Source organism: Variovorax sp. BGA-UO-ETr-C22 (assembly GCF_059567965.1).
Map to the genome: position 1 here is coordinate 736,874 of NZ_JCAQPA010000010.1, position 13,720 is coordinate 750,593.

The 13,720-nt window shown below is 70.9% G+C and carries 13 protein-coding genes; 1 reads left to right on the forward strand and 12 read right to left on the reverse strand.

From position 1 onward, the window contains the following. Nucleotides 1-8: 8 nt before the first annotated feature. The 5 genes from ccoN to AC57B8_RS16870 form a co-directional block, all read right to left on the reverse strand. The gene (ccoN, locus tag AC57B8_RS16850; protein WP_095746592.1) at nucleotides 9-1,451 is read right to left on the reverse strand and encodes a cytochrome-c oxidase, cbb3-type subunit I; all 1,443 of its coding nucleotides are present in this window, start codon (nucleotides 1,449-1,451) and stop codon (nucleotides 9-11) included. A gap of 87 nt (nucleotides 1,452-1,538) precedes the next feature. Then, on the reverse strand, nucleotides 1,539-1,676 hold the full coding sequence (gene ccoS, locus AC57B8_RS16855) for a cbb3-type cytochrome oxidase assembly protein CcoS (RefSeq protein WP_062481719.1): 138 nt from the start codon (nucleotides 1,674-1,676) through the stop codon (nucleotides 1,539-1,541). After that, nucleotides 1,676-4,006 (reverse strand): heavy metal translocating P-type ATPase, encoded by a 2,331-nt coding sequence (locus AC57B8_RS16860; RefSeq protein ID WP_496480177.1) that lies wholly within the window; start codon nucleotides 4,004-4,006, stop codon nucleotides 1,676-1,678. The genes ccoS and AC57B8_RS16860 overlap by 1 nt, the downstream gene beginning before the upstream one ends. 82 nt (nucleotides 4,007-4,088) lie before the next feature. Continuing rightward, nucleotides 4,089-4,310: a DUF1059 domain-containing protein gene (locus tag AC57B8_RS16865; RefSeq protein WP_062482949.1), complete on the reverse strand. Its 222-nt coding sequence runs from the start codon at nucleotides 4,308-4,310 to the stop codon at nucleotides 4,089-4,091. Between the two features lie 16 nt (nucleotides 4,311-4,326). After that, nucleotides 4,327-5,388, reverse strand: a complete 1,062-nt coding sequence (locus AC57B8_RS16870; RefSeq protein ID WP_496480178.1) for a class I SAM-dependent methyltransferase — start codon at nucleotides 5,386-5,388, stop codon at nucleotides 4,327-4,329. 144 nt (nucleotides 5,389-5,532) lie between these two features. Here AC57B8_RS16870 and AC57B8_RS16875 point away from each other — a divergent pair, with 144 nt between their 5' ends. Next, nucleotides 5,533-6,000 carry a helix-turn-helix transcriptional regulator gene (locus AC57B8_RS16875; protein ID WP_496480179.1) on the forward strand — a complete coding sequence of 156 codons (468 nt, stop codon included), beginning with the start codon at nucleotides 5,533-5,535 and terminating at the stop codon, nucleotides 5,998-6,000. A gap of 24 nt (nucleotides 6,001-6,024) precedes the next feature. Here the strand turns inward: AC57B8_RS16875 and AC57B8_RS16880 are convergent, their stop codons facing one another. Genes AC57B8_RS16880 through AC57B8_RS16910 form a run of 7 tightly spaced genes read right to left on the reverse strand, consistent with a single transcriptional unit; the run spans nucleotide 6,025 to nucleotide 13,698 of the window. Then, the gene (locus AC57B8_RS16880; RefSeq protein WP_070062086.1) at nucleotides 6,025-6,681 is read right to left on the reverse strand and encodes an energy transducer TonB; all 657 of its coding nucleotides are present in this window, start codon (nucleotides 6,679-6,681) and stop codon (nucleotides 6,025-6,027) included. Next, nucleotides 6,678-7,115: an ExbD/TolR family protein gene (locus tag AC57B8_RS16885; protein ID WP_139702542.1), complete on the reverse strand. Its 438-nt coding sequence runs from the start codon at nucleotides 7,113-7,115 to the stop codon at nucleotides 6,678-6,680. Before AC57B8_RS16885 ends, AC57B8_RS16880 begins: the two co-directional genes overlap by 4 nt. A gap of 27 nt (nucleotides 7,116-7,142) precedes the next feature. Then, complete coding sequence (locus AC57B8_RS16890) at nucleotides 7,143-7,571, reverse strand: ExbD/TolR family protein (protein WP_139702541.1); 429 nt, start codon at nucleotides 7,569-7,571, stop codon at nucleotides 7,143-7,145. Nucleotides 7,572-7,602: 31 nt separating this feature from the next. Continuing rightward, a complete protein-coding gene (locus tag AC57B8_RS16895) occupies nucleotides 7,603-8,472 on the reverse strand; it encodes a MotA/TolQ/ExbB proton channel family protein (RefSeq protein WP_070062083.1) in 870 nt (289 codons plus the stop codon). Nucleotides 8,473-8,501: 29 nt separating this feature from the next. Continuing rightward, nucleotides 8,502-9,665 carry an alanine racemase gene (locus AC57B8_RS16900; RefSeq protein WP_496480180.1) on the reverse strand — a complete coding sequence of 388 codons (1,164 nt, stop codon included), beginning with the start codon at nucleotides 9,663-9,665 and terminating at the stop codon, nucleotides 8,502-8,504. Next, entirely contained in the window at nucleotides 9,662-12,028 is a 2,367-nt protein-coding gene (locus AC57B8_RS16905; RefSeq protein ID WP_496480181.1) for an alpha/beta fold hydrolase, read from the reverse strand. Before AC57B8_RS16905 ends, AC57B8_RS16900 begins: the two co-directional genes overlap by 4 nt. Then, complete coding sequence (locus tag AC57B8_RS16910; protein WP_496480182.1) at nucleotides 12,025-13,698, reverse strand: serine hydrolase domain-containing protein; 1,674 nt, start codon at nucleotides 13,696-13,698, stop codon at nucleotides 12,025-12,027. The genes AC57B8_RS16905 and AC57B8_RS16910 overlap by 4 nt, the downstream gene beginning before the upstream one ends. Nucleotides 13,699-13,720: the final 22 nt, after the last annotated feature.

Below are 13,720 nucleotides of genomic sequence, written 5' to 3' on the forward strand. Positions count from 1 at the left end.
TTGGGGCTTCAGGCGTGGGCGGCGGCAACGGCCGGGATCTCGGCGCGCACCGAGCGGCCGGTGATCACAGTCATCCAGACGTTCCAGGCCATGACCAGCATGCCGCCCAGGTAGAGCACGCCGCCGATCACGCGCACCAGGTAGTAGGGGAAGGTGGCCTTCACGCTCTCGACGAAGGTGTAGGTCAGCGTGCCGTCGGCATTGATCTCGCGCCACATGAGGCCCTGCATCACGCCGGCGATCCACATCGCGGCGATGTACAGCACGATGCCGATGGTGGCCATCCAGAAGTGCACGTCGATGGCGCGCACGCTGTACATGGCGAGGCGGCCGTACATGCGCGGGATCAGGTAGTAGAGCGACCCCATGGTGATGAAGCCCACCCAGCCCAGCGCGCCGGAGTGCACGTGGCCGACGGTCCAGTCGGTGTAGTGGCTCAGGGCGTTGACGGTCTTGATGGACATCATCGGGCCCTCGAAGGTCGACATGCCGTAGAACGACAGCGCGACGATCAAGAAGCGCAGGATCGGGTCGGTGCGCAGCTTGTGCCAGGCGCCCGAGAGCGTCATCACGCCGTTGATCATGCCGCCCCAGCTGGGCGCCAGAAGGATGAGCGAGAACACCATGCCCAGCGACTGCGTCCAGTCGGGCAGCGCGGTGTAGTGCAGGTGGTGCGGGCCGGCCCACATGTAGGTGAAGATCAGCGCCCAGAAGTGCACGATCGACAGCCGGTACGAGTACACCGGGCGCCCCGCCTGCTTGGGGATGTAGTAGTACATCATTCCCAGGAAGCCGGCCGTGAGGAAGAAGCCCACGGCGTTGTGGCCGTACCACCACTGCACCATCGCGTCCTGCACGCCGGCGTAGGCCGAGTAGCTCTTCATCCAGCCGGCCGGAATGGCCGCGCTGTTGACGATGTGCAGCAGCGCCACCGCGATGATGAAGGCGCCGTAGAACCAGTTGGCCACGTAGATGTGGCGCACCTTGCGCAGGCCGATGGTGCCGAAGAACACGATGGCGTAGGCCACCCAGACCACGGCGATCAGGATGTCGATGGGCCATTCGAGCTCGGCGTATTCCTTGCCGCTGGTGTAGCCCAGCGGCAGGCTGATGGCGGCGGCGACGATCACCAGCTGCCAGCCCCAGAACACGAACGAGGCCAGCGCCGGTGCGAACAGCCGGACCTGGCAGGTGCGCTGCACCACGTGGAAGCTCGTGGCCATGAGCGCGCAGCCGCCGAAGGCGAAGATCACCGCGTTGGTGTGCAGCGGACGCAGGCGGCCGTAGCTGAGCCAGGGAATGCCGAGGTTGAGTTCGGGCCAGGTCAGCTGCGAGGCGATGATCACGCCGACCAGCATGCCGACCACCCCCCAGACCACCGACATGAGTGCGAACTGCCGCACGACGGTGTCGTCGTAGATGGCCGCGGGAGGGTGCGTGGTCTGCTGCATCGTGGTGCCCGTAGATGTGGTTTGCGGGCAGTGTCTGCCCGCATCGCCCGGGCAGGCTTGATGCAGATCAAGCCATCAATCGCTGTGTCAGTCGTTGTTCAGGATGCGGTCGCCTTCGACCTCGATGTCTTCGAACTGGCCGCGTTCGATGGCCCACCAGAGCCCGCCCAGAATCGCGAGCACGAGCACCACCGACAGCGGCACGAGCAGGAACAGCACGTCCATCAGGCCACCGCCGCCTTGCCGGGCGCAGCCAGGCGCGCCGCGTTGAGCACCACCAGCAGCGAGCTCGCCGCCATGCCCAGCCCCGCGAGCCAGGGCGGCAGCCAGCCGGCCACGGCCAGCGGCACGCACACGGCGTTGTAGGCCGCGGCCCAGAACAGGTTCTGGCGCACCACGCGCAGCGTGCGGCGCGCCTGCGCCACGGCCGCGGGAATGGCCTGCAGCGCATCGCCGAGCACCACGAAGTCGGCACGCGCGCGCGACAGCGGCACGGCCTGGCCGAAGGCGAACGAGGCGTTGGCGCGCGCCAGGCTGGGGCCGTCGTTCAGGCCGTCGCCGACCATCGCCACCTCGCGCCCGGCCGCCTGCAATTGCCACAGCACCTCGAGCTTGTCTTCCGGTGCGCAATCGCCCTGCACCGCCGCGATGCCGGCCTGCGCGCCGATGGCGCGCGCCGCGTTCTCGCGGTCGCCCGAGAGCAGGCGCACCGACAAGCCCTGCGCCTGCAGCGCCGTCACGGCCTGCGTGGCGTCGGGGCGCAGTTCTTCGGCGAGCACGAAGCTGGCGAGCCAGCCCTCGTCGTCGCTCAGGTGGATCTGCGCCGCGTCGACCTGCAGCGGCGGCACCTCGCAGAAGGCCGCCGAGCCCAGGCGCACGGGGCGCGCGCCGTGGTCGTCCACGGCATCGCGCCGGTGCAGCGAGGCCGCCACGCCCTGCCCCACCGTCTCGCGCAGTTGCGTCGCCGACCAGGCCGGCGGCGTGCGGAACTGCGCCTGCCAGGCGTTCACGAGCGCGCGCGCGGCCGGGTGCAGCGACAGCGCCGCGAGCGCCGCGCCGATCTCCAGCGCATCGCCCGGGCGCAGGCCCTGGCGGCAGTACACGCGTTCCAGGCGCGGCGTGTCGCCCGTGAGCGTGCCGGTCTTGTCGAACACCACGGTGTCGACGCCGGCCAGTGCTTCGAGCGCCTGCAGGTTCGACGTGAGCACGCCGCCACGCGCCAGGGCACCCGCGCTCGCGAGCATCGCGGCCGGCGTGGCCAGCGACAACGCGCACGGGCAGGTGACGATCAGCACCGCCACCGCGACCATCAGCGCCTTGCCGGGATCGACCGTCCACCACAGCGCGCCCGCGCCGAACGCGCAGGCCAGCACGGCGATGAGAAAGGGCCGCGCCACGCGGTCGGCGAGCCGGGCCAGGCGCGGCTTGTCGAGCGCGGCGTTTTCCATGAGCCGCACGATCTGCGCGAAGCGCGTGCCCTCGCCCACCGAAGCGATGCGCACCTGCACCACGGCCGAGAGGTTGTGGCTGCCCGCGAGCACGCGGTCGCCGCAAGGGCGCGGCACGGGGCGCGACTCGCCGGTGAGCAGCGCCTCGTCGGCGGTGGTGTCGCCGTCGATCACCGTGCCGTCGGCCGGAAAGGCCTCACCGGGGCGCACGCGCACCACGTCGCCCGCCGCGAGCCGGCGCACCGCCACGCGCGTCCATGCGCCGTCGGGCCCGAGGCGTTCGACGCTGTCGGGCAGCCGGTGCATCAGCGCTTCGAGCGCGCCGGCCGTGCGGTCGCGCAGCCGCGCCTCGAGCCAGCGGCCGGTGAGCAGGAAGAAGACGAACATCGTCAGCGAATCGAAGTAGACCTCGTGCCCCAGCGGCCCCGTGGGGTCGAAGGTGGCGGCCGTGCTCACCACGAAGGTGATGACGACGCCGAAGGTCACGGGCAGGTCCATGCCGACACGGCCGATGCGCAGGTCGCGCCAGGCGCTGCGAAAGAAGGGCCCGCACGAGAACAGCACCACGGGCAGGCTGAGCACCCACGAGGCCCAGCGCAGCAGCTGCGCCGCGTCGGCCGTCATGTCGCCGGGGCGCGCGACATAGGCCGGGTAGGCGTACATCATCACCTGCATCATGCAGAAGCCCGCGACCAGCCAGCGCCACAGCGCCATGCGCAACTCGCGCGTGCGCGTCTCGCGCGCGCTGCGGCTGCCGGCCGGCAGCAAGGGGTAGCCCGCGCGCGCGCTGGCCTCGAACCAGCGCGAAGGCCGCGTGGCCGCAGCCGACCACACGATGCGCGCGCGCCGGCTCGCGGCGTTCACCTGCACCTCGGTCACGCCGGGCACCTGCGCCAGCGCGGCCTCGACGGTGAAGGCGCAGCCCGCACAGTGCATGCCCTCGACCGCCACCTGCGATTCCCAGCGGCCTGTCCCGGCCTCCAGCGGGCGGCCGAACGCGGCCCACTCGGCGGGGTCGTCGAGCAGCTGCCAGGCGTCGGCGCGGGCATCGGCCCCCGCAGACGATGGAACGGACGGAAACGGCGCGAGCGCGGCGGAAGCTTGCATCGGGGCAGGCTAAATGCCGGGCCGATGCAAGCGTTTGATCTGCATCAAGGTTCGTGACTGCGGCCGGGGCCGCGCAGAACCCTCAGGCGGGTGTCTTCGCAGCCTCCAGCTGCACCGGCGGTGTGCCGGCCTTGAACATGCTCGCCAGCTGCTTGCGCAGTTCGGGTGTGTCGGTGTGGCCGTGAACGGCCACGGCGTGCTGGACGGCGGCATCGAGCAGTTCGCCTTCGGAGTCGGCGCAGAGCGCGACACTGCAGTTCATCGTGCTCGGATACTCGCGGCAGTCGATGTATTGGCGGGACATGGCGCCTCCTTTGTCCTTACGGACGTGCTTCGAAGATCAGGTTGAAGGGCGTTTCGCTGGCCCGGCGGAAGTGCGAGAAGCCGCCCTGCGAGACGACGTCGCGCAGGCGCGCTTCGCCGGCCTGCGCCCCCAGGCACAGGCCCACTTCCTGCGAACGCGAGGCCGGCGTGCAGATGAAGCTGGAGGCCGAATAGAACACGCGCCCCACCGGGTTGATGTTGTCTTCCAGCCGGTCGTTGGCAAAGGGCTCGACGATCATCCACGTGCCCTGCGGCTTGAGGGTGCGCCGCACATGCGCCGCCGCGCCGACGGGATCGCCCATGTCGTGCAGGCAGTCGAAGACGGCGACCAGGTCGTAGTCTTCGCCGGGAAAGTCCTTGGCGCTCGCGACCTCGAAGCGCAGGCGCTTTTCATCGTCGATGCCGGCCTTGCGCGCGGTTTCGCGGGCGCGTTCGATCGACGGCGCGTGGTAGTCGAAGCCGACGAAGCTGGATTGGGGATAGGCCTGCGCCATCAGCAACGTCGAAGCGCCGTGCCCGCAGCCCACGTCGGCCACGCGCGCGCCGCGTTTCAGCAGCGGTTCGATGCCTTCGAGCGCCGGAATCCATTGGCTCACCAGGTTGGCCGCGTAGCCGGGCCGGAAGAAGCGCTCGGTGCCATGGAACAGGGCCACGTCGTGCTCGTGCCAGCCGATGCCCAGGCCCGTGCGCATGGCCTGGACCATCTTGGGAATGATCTTGAACTGCGCCACGGCGATCTGGAACGCGCCGGGCACGAAGGCCGGGCTGCCTTCCTCGGCCAGCGCGAAGGCCTGTTCCTCGGTCAGCGAGAACAGCTCGCCCTTCGGGTCGTACTCGACGTAGCCGCTGGCGGCCTGGGCCGAGAGCCATTCGCGCAGGTAGCGCGGGTCGGTCTCGGTGCGGCGGGCCAGCTGCTCCGCGGTGGCGGGGCCTTCGGCCAGCGCCTTGTACAGGCCGAGCTGGTCGCCGACGACGATGGTGGCCGCGTGCATCACGGCCCCGATGTCGTGGACGAAGTTACCCATGAACGCGTTAAGCCGTGTTTCGTCGATGGCCATGTGTATCCCCTTCGTCGACAAGCGACTGGCGCGCCCGCTGCCTGCCTATACTGAATTCGAGGCAAAGGGCCTGCGAGCATCCTGTCTCTCGATGCGTGCGGGCGCCATACGCAGCAATGCGTATGCACCGTGAAAGGGCATGCCATGACGCACCTGTCGCGCAACGATTGGGCGAGCGCACTTCGCCTGCTGGACAAACTGGAGTCCGGCCATGTGCCCGTGCGGCATCGCAGCGCCGACGCGCATCCCACGCGCACCACCCGCCGCATCGCCAAGGCGCCGGGCCGGCGCGAGTTGCGCCGCGCCGCCCAGCAGGCCGACTACTGCCGGCGCGTGGGGCTGGAGCATGCGATGGCGGTGGCCTTCCTGTACCGGCTGGCCTGCCGCACGCCGGCGCCGTTGCCGGATGCGCAGCTGGCCGGCCTCACGCCGCGCGAGGGCGATGTCATGCACTGGCTCTCGCAGGGCAAGACCGACGCCGAGATCGCCGCGCTGCTGACGATCAGCCCCCGCACCGTGCACAAGCACCTGGAGCATGTCTACGTGAAGCTGGGCGTGGAGACGCGCACGGCCGCCGTGATGCGCGCGCTCGCCATGGGCCGATCTGTCTGAAGAAGACAGATCGGCTCCTTCCCCCTACTCGATGCGGAAGACGAACTCCTGCGTCGCCAGCACCTCGGCATCGCCCGTGGTCTGGCATTCGTAGCGCATCACGGCGGCGCGCACGGCCGAGTGGTACACGCGCGGCCCCGACAGGAAGCGCACCTCCTGCACATGGCCGCCCTTGATGCGCACCTCGGCCTTGACCACGCCGCCGATGCCTTCGTCCATCGCCTTGCGCGGCATCTCGGGCTTGACCTGCCGCGGGCAGGCCACCGCGATGTCGGTGGTGGTCGCCTTCGGCGGGGCCGGCGGCGCGGGGGGCGCCGGCGGAGCGGCCGGCGGCGGCGGCACGGGCTCGGTGTTCTGCACGGCGGTGATCGCGGGCGCCGACGTGGCAGGCGGCGTCACGGCCGGCGGCGGCACATAGGCCGGGCGCGGCGGCGGCGGGGCCTTGGGCGTTTCCTGGCGCACGATCTTCTTCGGCGGCGGGGGCGGCGGTGGCGGTGGTGGCGGCGGCTTGATCTCGCTGATGATGGTCGCGTCCATCGGCTTCTTGATCAGCTCGACCGTCTGGCGCGCCAGCCCCGACACGAGCGCATAGCCCACGCCGACATGGAACAGCACCATCACGGCGATGCCCACGGGGCCGAAGCGTGATTTCGGGTTGAAGTCCTTGCGGGAGCGCTTCATGGGATGAACTGCTCCGCGCCCACGATGCCCAGCTTGCTCACGCCCGTGCGCTGCGCCGAGGCCATCACGCCGGCCACCACCTCGTACTTCGCGCGGCGGTCGGGGCGCAGGTGCACCTCGGGCTGCACGGCCTGCGCGGCGACCTGCTCGAAGCGCCGTTCCATCTCGCCGCGGTCGGCCAGCGGCTCGCCGTTCCACTGCACGACGCTGAGCGCGTCGATGTCGATGCGCAGCACCTCGGGCTTGAGCTCGCTGGGCGGCGGGTTGCCGGTGGGCATGTTCAGGTTCACCGAATGCAGCTGGATCGGGATGGTGATGATCAGCATGATCAGCAGCACCAGCATCACGTCGATGAGCGGCGTGGTGTTGATGTCCATCATCGGCTCGTCGGAAGGCGTGCTGCTGCGCCGCCCCTGCTTCTGTTTTCTTGGCATGGCTTGCTTGTCTCGTCTCGTCTCGTCTCAGTTGCGCGCGGGCGGCTCGGTGATGAAGCCCACCTTGGCGATCCCGGCCGCCTGGCAGGCGTAGATGATCCGGCCCACCGGCTCGTAGTCGGAATGCCAGTCGCCGCGGATGTGCACCTCGGGCTGCGGGTTCAGGGCCGCCACCTTGGTGAGCCGCGCCACCAGCGCGGGCGTGCCCTGCACCGGCGTGTCGTACCAGTAGGTGCGGCCGGCGGCGTCCACCGAGATCACGACGGTCTCGGGCTTGCTCTCGCGCACCTCGTTGCGCTCCTTCGGCACCGCGACGGGCACCGAGTAATTGACCACCGGGATGGTGATGAGGAAGATGATCAGCAGCACCAGCATCACGTCGACCAGCGGCGTGGTGTTGATGGCCGCGATGGCCTGTTCCTCGTCTCCCCCGGAGGCCGGGATGTTCATCGCCATGGCGCGATCCGCTTGCGTGCGTGCGCGCGCGTCAGGCCGCGGCGCTGCCGGCCAGGATCACGGAGTGCAGCTCGCCGCTGAACTCGCGCACGTCGTCCATCACGGTGATGTTGCGGCGCAGGAGCCAGTTGTAGCCCAGCACCGCGGGCACGGCCACGGCCAGGCCGATGGCGGTCATGATGAGCGCCTCGCCCACCGGGCCCGCCACCTTGTCGATCGAGGCCTGGCCCGCCACGCCGATGGCGGTGAGCGCGTGGTAGATGCCCCAGACGGTGCCGAACAGCCCGACGAAGGGCGCGGTGGAACCCACGGTGGCCAGCAGCGACATGCCGTTGCCCAGGCGCCGCTGCACGCGCTCGGTGGCGCGGTGGATGCACAGGTCGACGAAGTCGGCGAAGTCGACCTTGCCGCGCAGGCCGTCGTGCTTCTGCGTGGCCTGCATGCCGGCGTCGGCGATGAAGCGGAACGGGCTGCCCTCGGCCAGCCGCGCGGTACCGGCCTGCACGGTGCCCGCGTTCCAGAACTCGTTGTCGACCGCGCGCGCCTGGCGGCCCATGCGCATCTGCTCGAGCAGCTTGGTGACGATCACGTACCAGCTGCCCATCGACATGATCGCCAGGATGGCGAGCACGGCCTTGGCCACGGCATCGCTCTGCGACCAGAGCGCGCCCACGCCGTAGGGGTTGTCGACCTTGGCGGTGGCGGCCGGCGCGGCAACCGGGGCGGCAGGCTTCTCGGGCACCGCCACGGGCGCCGGCGTGGCGGCAGCAGCCGCGCTGGCTGCGGCCTGCGGCGCTGCCGGCGTCTGGGCGCCTGCGAGTTGCGGCGCGCTGCCCAGGCCGAGGGCCAGAACAAAGGGCGCGGCCACGGCCGTCAGCCGTGCAAGGAATGTCTTCGTCATCGTTGTCTTCTCCAGAAAAATAGATTGCTTCAGGCGCCGGCCTGCCAGCCGTGCGCCTTGTCCCAGACCGCCCGCACGCCGCTGCCCGCGCCGTCCACCACGTGGTAGCGGTCGTAGGGCGCGGCCGTCATGCAGGCGTGGTGCGGCAGCACGCGCACGCGGGCGCCCAGGGGCAGCGCGCGGAACATGGCCTGTGCGTCGTCATCGCCTTCGCAGGCGATCAGCCCGTGCTCCTGGTGCAGCTCGGCCACGCACAGCCCAGGCAGCGGCACCGTGCCGTCGGCCCGGCACACCAGCCCGAAGCCCAGGCCGGTGCGGAACTCGGCCGCCGACTGGTCCTTCGACAGCGCGAGCGCGCCGGCGTCGATCAGCACGCGACGCGAGCGCGGGTTGTGACCGATCACCGTGGCCAGCACCGACAGCGCGATCTCGTCCACGCCGCAGATGCCGCGCGCCGCCTGGTCCAGGTCGAAGAAGGTGTAGACGCCGGGGCGCATCTCGGTGACGCCCTCGAGCGACTGCGCGCACACGGCCGTGGGCGTGGAGCCCACGCTCACCACCTCGACCGGGATGCCGACCGCGCGCAGCCGTTCGGCCGCATGCACGGCGCCGGCGCGCTCGGCTTCGGCGATGGCGCGGATCGCCGTGCCGCCCTGCACGTGGTAGCTGTGGCCCGCATGCGTGAGCACGCCGGCCAGCGCCAGCGATTCGCTGCGCTGCACCTCGCGCGCGAGCGAGAGCAGGCCGTCGTCGCGCGGACCGACGCCGCCGCGGCCGCCGCCCGTGTCGATCTCGAGCAGCACGCGAAAGCTCGCGCCCAGCGCCCGCGAGCGGGCACCGGCCGCCTGCACCGCCTCGACCGAATCGGCCAGCAGCGTCACGCGCGCGCCGTGCGTGCGCTGGATGTCGTGCAGCGCCTCGATCTTGTTCGCGTCGATGCCCACGGCGTAGGTCAGGTCGGTGAAGCCATGGCGCGCGAAGTAGGCGGCCTCGGCCACGGTCGACACCGTGAGCCCGCCGGCCTGCCCGCGCGTGGCGCGCCGCGCCACCTCCGCCGACTTGGCGGTCTTCAGGTGCGGGCGCAGGGCCACGCCGTGGCGCGCCGCACGCTGCGCCATCGCTTCGCAGTTGCGTTCGAGCACGCCGACGTCGAGCAGCAGCGCGGGCGTGCTGAGTTCGGCCAGGGGCGTCATCGGCCGGTTCCGGACGCGATCTGCGCCATCACGCCGTCGATTTCCTCGGCCACGCGCTGCACCAGCGGCGGCAGCAGCACCAGCGTCATGTGCGCAGCGCCTTCGATGCACGCCAGGCGGCGTTGCGTCGACAGCGCCGCATGCGCTTCCTGGAACTCGGGCCAGCGCTGCTGCACCGCGGCAATGGCCGGGTCGGCGCCGGCCGGCAGCGGCTGCTGCCTGGCCCACAGCACGGCCAGCGGACGCGAACCGAAGTCGGGCGACGCGGCCGCCTGGCGCGCGACGTGCGGCAGGCCGCGCACCTCGGCCACCATGGTGTCGAGCGCTTCGGGCGTGTAGGTCGCCTTCATCTGCCGCAGCACCTGCGGCATGTCGGCGAACAGGGCCTCGATGGGCGCCTGCTCCGGCGGCGGCGGGCCGCCGGCCTGGAAGTCCGCGCGCTTGACGCGCTCGGCCGCGAACTGCGATTCGGGCGGGTGCTCGTACATCGCGAACTGGTCGGGGTGGCTGGCGTCGAGCATCACCACGCCCGCGACCTGTTGCGGGTACAGGCCCGCGTAGACCCGGTTCAGCAGGCCGCCGAGCGAATGGCCGACGAGCACGATCGGGCCCGTCACGCCGGCCGCTGCGAGCAGCGCATGCAGGCGGTGCGCGGTGCGCTCGCCGTCGAAGGGCGCGTCGTCGGCTTCGCTCCAGCCCATGCCGGCGCGGTCGTAGCTGATCACCGGGTGCTTGGCCGCCAGCGCCTGCTGCAGGCGCGCGTAGGTCGGCGAGGCGCAACCGCCGCCGGCCTCGATCACGAGCGTGGGCTGCATCGGGCTGGCCGCCACGGGGCCGCTGCGCTGCAGGTGCATCGCGCGGCCGTCGATGGTGTAGAGCTCGCCGGGTGCGGCCATGTGGTACGGGCGACCGGGCTGTTCCACGCGCGGCCAGTAGTCCAGGTCGCGCACGCGGTACGGCAGGTTGGCGAAGTCGGTGCTCAGCGAGGCCGGCGTCGACACGTACAGCACCGACTTGGCAAGGGGCCCGAACTCCGCGTGGAAGTGCTGCGCCGACTTCACGATGACCAGCTTCTTGGCCGTGAGGTCGATGCCCAGGCCGGTGAAGAGATCGGCGCCGATGACCTGGTTGCGCTTGCTGATGAGCACGATGTCCACGCCGTCGGCGGCCTGCACCCACACGCACGGGCCCATGGGCGTGCGCACGCCCGACAGGCCGCCCTGCGAGTGCGCCTCCACCACGTTCATCACGGTCACGTGCAGGTCGATCGGGTCGCCCGAGGCCAGGCCGCACTTGCCGCCCAGGCGCAGCTCGAAGCTCGCGCCCACGCCCGCGTCGCGGCACAGCTGCACCGCGCCCAGGTCCCACACGCCGCCGAAGGCCACGTCGCCGATGCCGCGCTCGACCACGGCGCGCAGCATGAAGGTGCTGTCGCTGGTGGCGCCGCCGCCGGGGTTGTCGGCGGTGTCGGCAATGACCACGGGGCCGCCCTGCACGGCCATGGCTTTGGCCAGCGTTTCCTCGATCGAGAGCGAGGGCACGCCGGTCTCGTGGCGCAGGTCCCAAAAGCCACGGCCCAGTTCTTCGGCCAGCTTCGCGGCCAGCGCCGGGTCGTTGTCGGTCACCACCCAGAGCTTGGCGCCCGACTCGGGCACGTCGGCCCACGGGAAGCCATGGCCCAGCGACACCGAGAGCACGCCCGGCAGCTTTTCGGCGTCCTGCATGCGGCGCACGAAGCCGGCCATCGGTTCGCGCGTGGTGTGCCACTTGCCGACCATGCGGCAGTCGTGCACGGCCGTCACGGGCTTCACGCGGCCCTGCGCGGTGTCGACCACGATGCGGATCAGCTCGGTCAGGCGCTCGAAGGCATCGGTGTGCGGATATTCCTTGTAGCAAATGATGGCGTCGGCCGTGTTCACCATCTTCTGCGTGAAGTGGCAGTGCAGGTCGAGCGAGACGCCGATGGGCACGTTCGGCCCGACGATCTCGCGCACGCGCGAGATCACGTCGCCTTCGCAGTCGTCGTAGCCGTCGGCCACCATCGCGCCGTGCAGCACGAGGATCACGCCGTCGACCGGGCCGGCCTTGCGCAGGTCGTCCAGGATCTCGTCGCGCAGGCGCTCGTACACGCTGCGCACGGTACGCCCCAGCGGTTGCGCGAAGGCCAGCAGGCTCTCGACCGTTTCATGGCCTTCGGCGGCCAGCTGCCGGCGCACTTCCACCGCGTACAGGCCGTAGCCGGTGGCGTCGCGCGTGCTGGCGTCGCCGCGGAAGATGCCGTATTCCTCGTAGCTGCCCAGGCCGGTGGGGGCCGAGACGAAGGTGTTGGTCTCGGTGGCGAACAGGGTGGTGAAGAACTTCATGCGCGGGGCTCCTGGCGGGCAAGGTGAATGTTTCGCGAGCGCGTGGTGGCAAACAGCAGTCCCACGACCCGGCCACCCTTGCGCTCCACGTTGAGAACCGATTTGCCCAGCTGGGCCAGCACCGGGTCGACCGAGGCGAGCGTCGCCACGTCGGCCGACAACGGCGTCAGCACGCACGCGTGCTGGCCGTGGCGGCCCTGCACCGTGAGCTGCAACCGGCCGTCGACCAGCACCATCCGCGCGGTGGCGTCGAGGTCGGGGCTGGTGTAGTCGCCGCACAGTTCGTCGGCGAGCGACGCGGCACTGGGCGCGGTTTCGGGCAGGCGCTCGAAGCGGCGCGGCTGGCCGCCTTCGTGCAGCACGAAGGCATCGGGTGCGCGTTGCGGGTCGATGTCGACGGTGTCGATCACGAGGTCGTTCGTCGGCAGGTCCTGCAGGCCCAGCCAGAGCTTGCCGTCGCCCTGGTTCAGGGGCCTGGCCTCGCCGGCCTGCCACGACAGCGCCAGCTTGCCGGCCACGTCCGCAAAGCCCAGCAGGCCGCCGGTGGAGGGGGCGTGGTAGCGCTGGCCGGGCAGCGCGGGGAAGGCGCTGGCCAGCGGGCGCACCTCGGGCGGCGCGAGCGCGTCGCCCAGCAGCAGTTCGATCACCTTGAGGGCCAACGCCGACGGCGACACGGGCGCGCCGTTCACCATGGCGATGATGTCCAGCCCGTGGCTGGGCACGCTGATCATCTGCGACTGCGCGCCGAGCACGGCGCCCGCGTGGTGCACGATCTCGACGCCGCGGTACGGGTGGCGCGCGAGGCCGAAGCCGTAGTTCACCTGGGAGCCCGACGACAGCGTGGTGGGCGCCGACAGCAGCGCCCAGCTCTTTGCGCTGCCCACGATCTTCTCGCTGCCGTGCATGTGGGCGAGCCAGCGCAGCATGTCGTCCGCCGTCGACACCAGCGAGCCGCCGCCGTCGAGTTCGCACGGGTACAGGCCGCGGCGCCAGCCGCCGCCGGGCGCGGGCATGTACAGGCCGGCCATGCCGGGGACCACATCGAGGTCGGTCTGCACCGACGAGGTGTCGGCCATGCCCAGCGGGTCGAACAGGCGCGCCTTCAGGAAGTCGTTGAAGCTCTTGCCGCTCACGCGCTCGACGATCTTGGCCAGCAGGAAGTAGCCGCCGTTGCTGTAGACCATGTGCGTGCCGGGCTCGAAGTTCAGCTCGCTCTGGCGCGCCATGGCCGGCAGGCCCGGGCCGGGCAGCGTGAACGTGAGGCCGTGCGCAATGGCCCACAGCTCGTCGTGCCCGCGCCAGCCGCTGGTGTGCGTGAGCAGGTGGCGCAGCGTGGGGCCGTTGGCGCTCAGTTGCGGCAGCTCGGGCAGGTACTTCTGCACCGGGTCTTCCACGTCGAGCAGGCCGTCTTCGGCCAGCAGCAGCACGGCCATGGCCGTGAAGTGCTTGCTGGTGGAGGCGATGCGCATGCGCGTGGTCGGCGTGAGCGCCACGCCCATCTCCAGGCTGGCCATGCCGACGGCGCGGCGGTACAGCAGGCGGCCGTGCTGCGCGATGGCCAGCACCAGGCCGGGCGCATCGCTGCGGTTCAGGGGCGCCACCAGCGCGTCGATGGCGGCCAGTGCGGAGGCGGTGTCGGGAAGAGAGGCTGAAGGGTGTGGTTGTGACATGGAGGAACAACGAACGATGAAA

Excerpts from the sequence above, each read along its gene's own strand:
- ccoN (WP_095746592.1), bottom strand. The coding sequence starts at position 1,451 with ATGCAGCAGACCACGCACCCTCCCGCGGCCATCTACGACGACACCGTC.
- ccoS (WP_062481719.1), bottom strand. The coding sequence starts at position 1,676 with ATGGACGTGCTGTTCCTGCTCGTGCCGCTGTCGGTGGTGCTCGTGCTC.
- AC57B8_RS16860 (WP_496480177.1), bottom strand. The coding sequence starts at position 4,006 with ATGCAAGCTTCCGCCGCGCTCGCGCCGTTTCCGTCCGTTCCATCGTCT.
- AC57B8_RS16865 (WP_062482949.1), bottom strand. The coding sequence starts at position 4,310 with ATGTCCCGCCAATACATCGACTGCCGCGAGTATCCGAGCACGATGAAC.
- AC57B8_RS16870 (WP_496480178.1), bottom strand. The coding sequence starts at position 5,388 with ATGGCCATCGACGAAACACGGCTTAACGCGTTCATGGGTAACTTCGTC.
- AC57B8_RS16875 (WP_496480179.1), top strand. The coding sequence starts at position 5,533 with ATGACGCACCTGTCGCGCAACGATTGGGCGAGCGCACTTCGCCTGCTG.
- AC57B8_RS16880 (WP_070062086.1), bottom strand. The coding sequence starts at position 6,681 with ATGAAGCGCTCCCGCAAGGACTTCAACCCGAAATCACGCTTCGGCCCC.
- AC57B8_RS16885 (WP_139702542.1), bottom strand. The coding sequence starts at position 7,115 with ATGCCAAGAAAACAGAAGCAGGGGCGGCGCAGCAGCACGCCTTCCGAC.
- AC57B8_RS16890 (WP_139702541.1), bottom strand. The coding sequence starts at position 7,571 with ATGGCGATGAACATCCCGGCCTCCGGGGGAGACGAGGAACAGGCCATC.
- AC57B8_RS16895 (WP_070062083.1), bottom strand. The coding sequence starts at position 8,472 with ATGACGAAGACATTCCTTGCACGGCTGACGGCCGTGGCCGCGCCCTTT.
- AC57B8_RS16900 (WP_496480180.1), bottom strand. The coding sequence starts at position 9,665 with ATGACGCCCCTGGCCGAACTCAGCACGCCCGCGCTGCTGCTCGACGTC.
- AC57B8_RS16905 (WP_496480181.1), bottom strand. The coding sequence starts at position 12,028 with ATGAAGTTCTTCACCACCCTGTTCGCCACCGAGACCAACACCTTCGTC.
- AC57B8_RS16910 (WP_496480182.1), bottom strand. The coding sequence starts at position 13,698 with ATGTCACAACCACACCCTTCAGCCTCTCTTCCCGACACCGCCTCCGCA.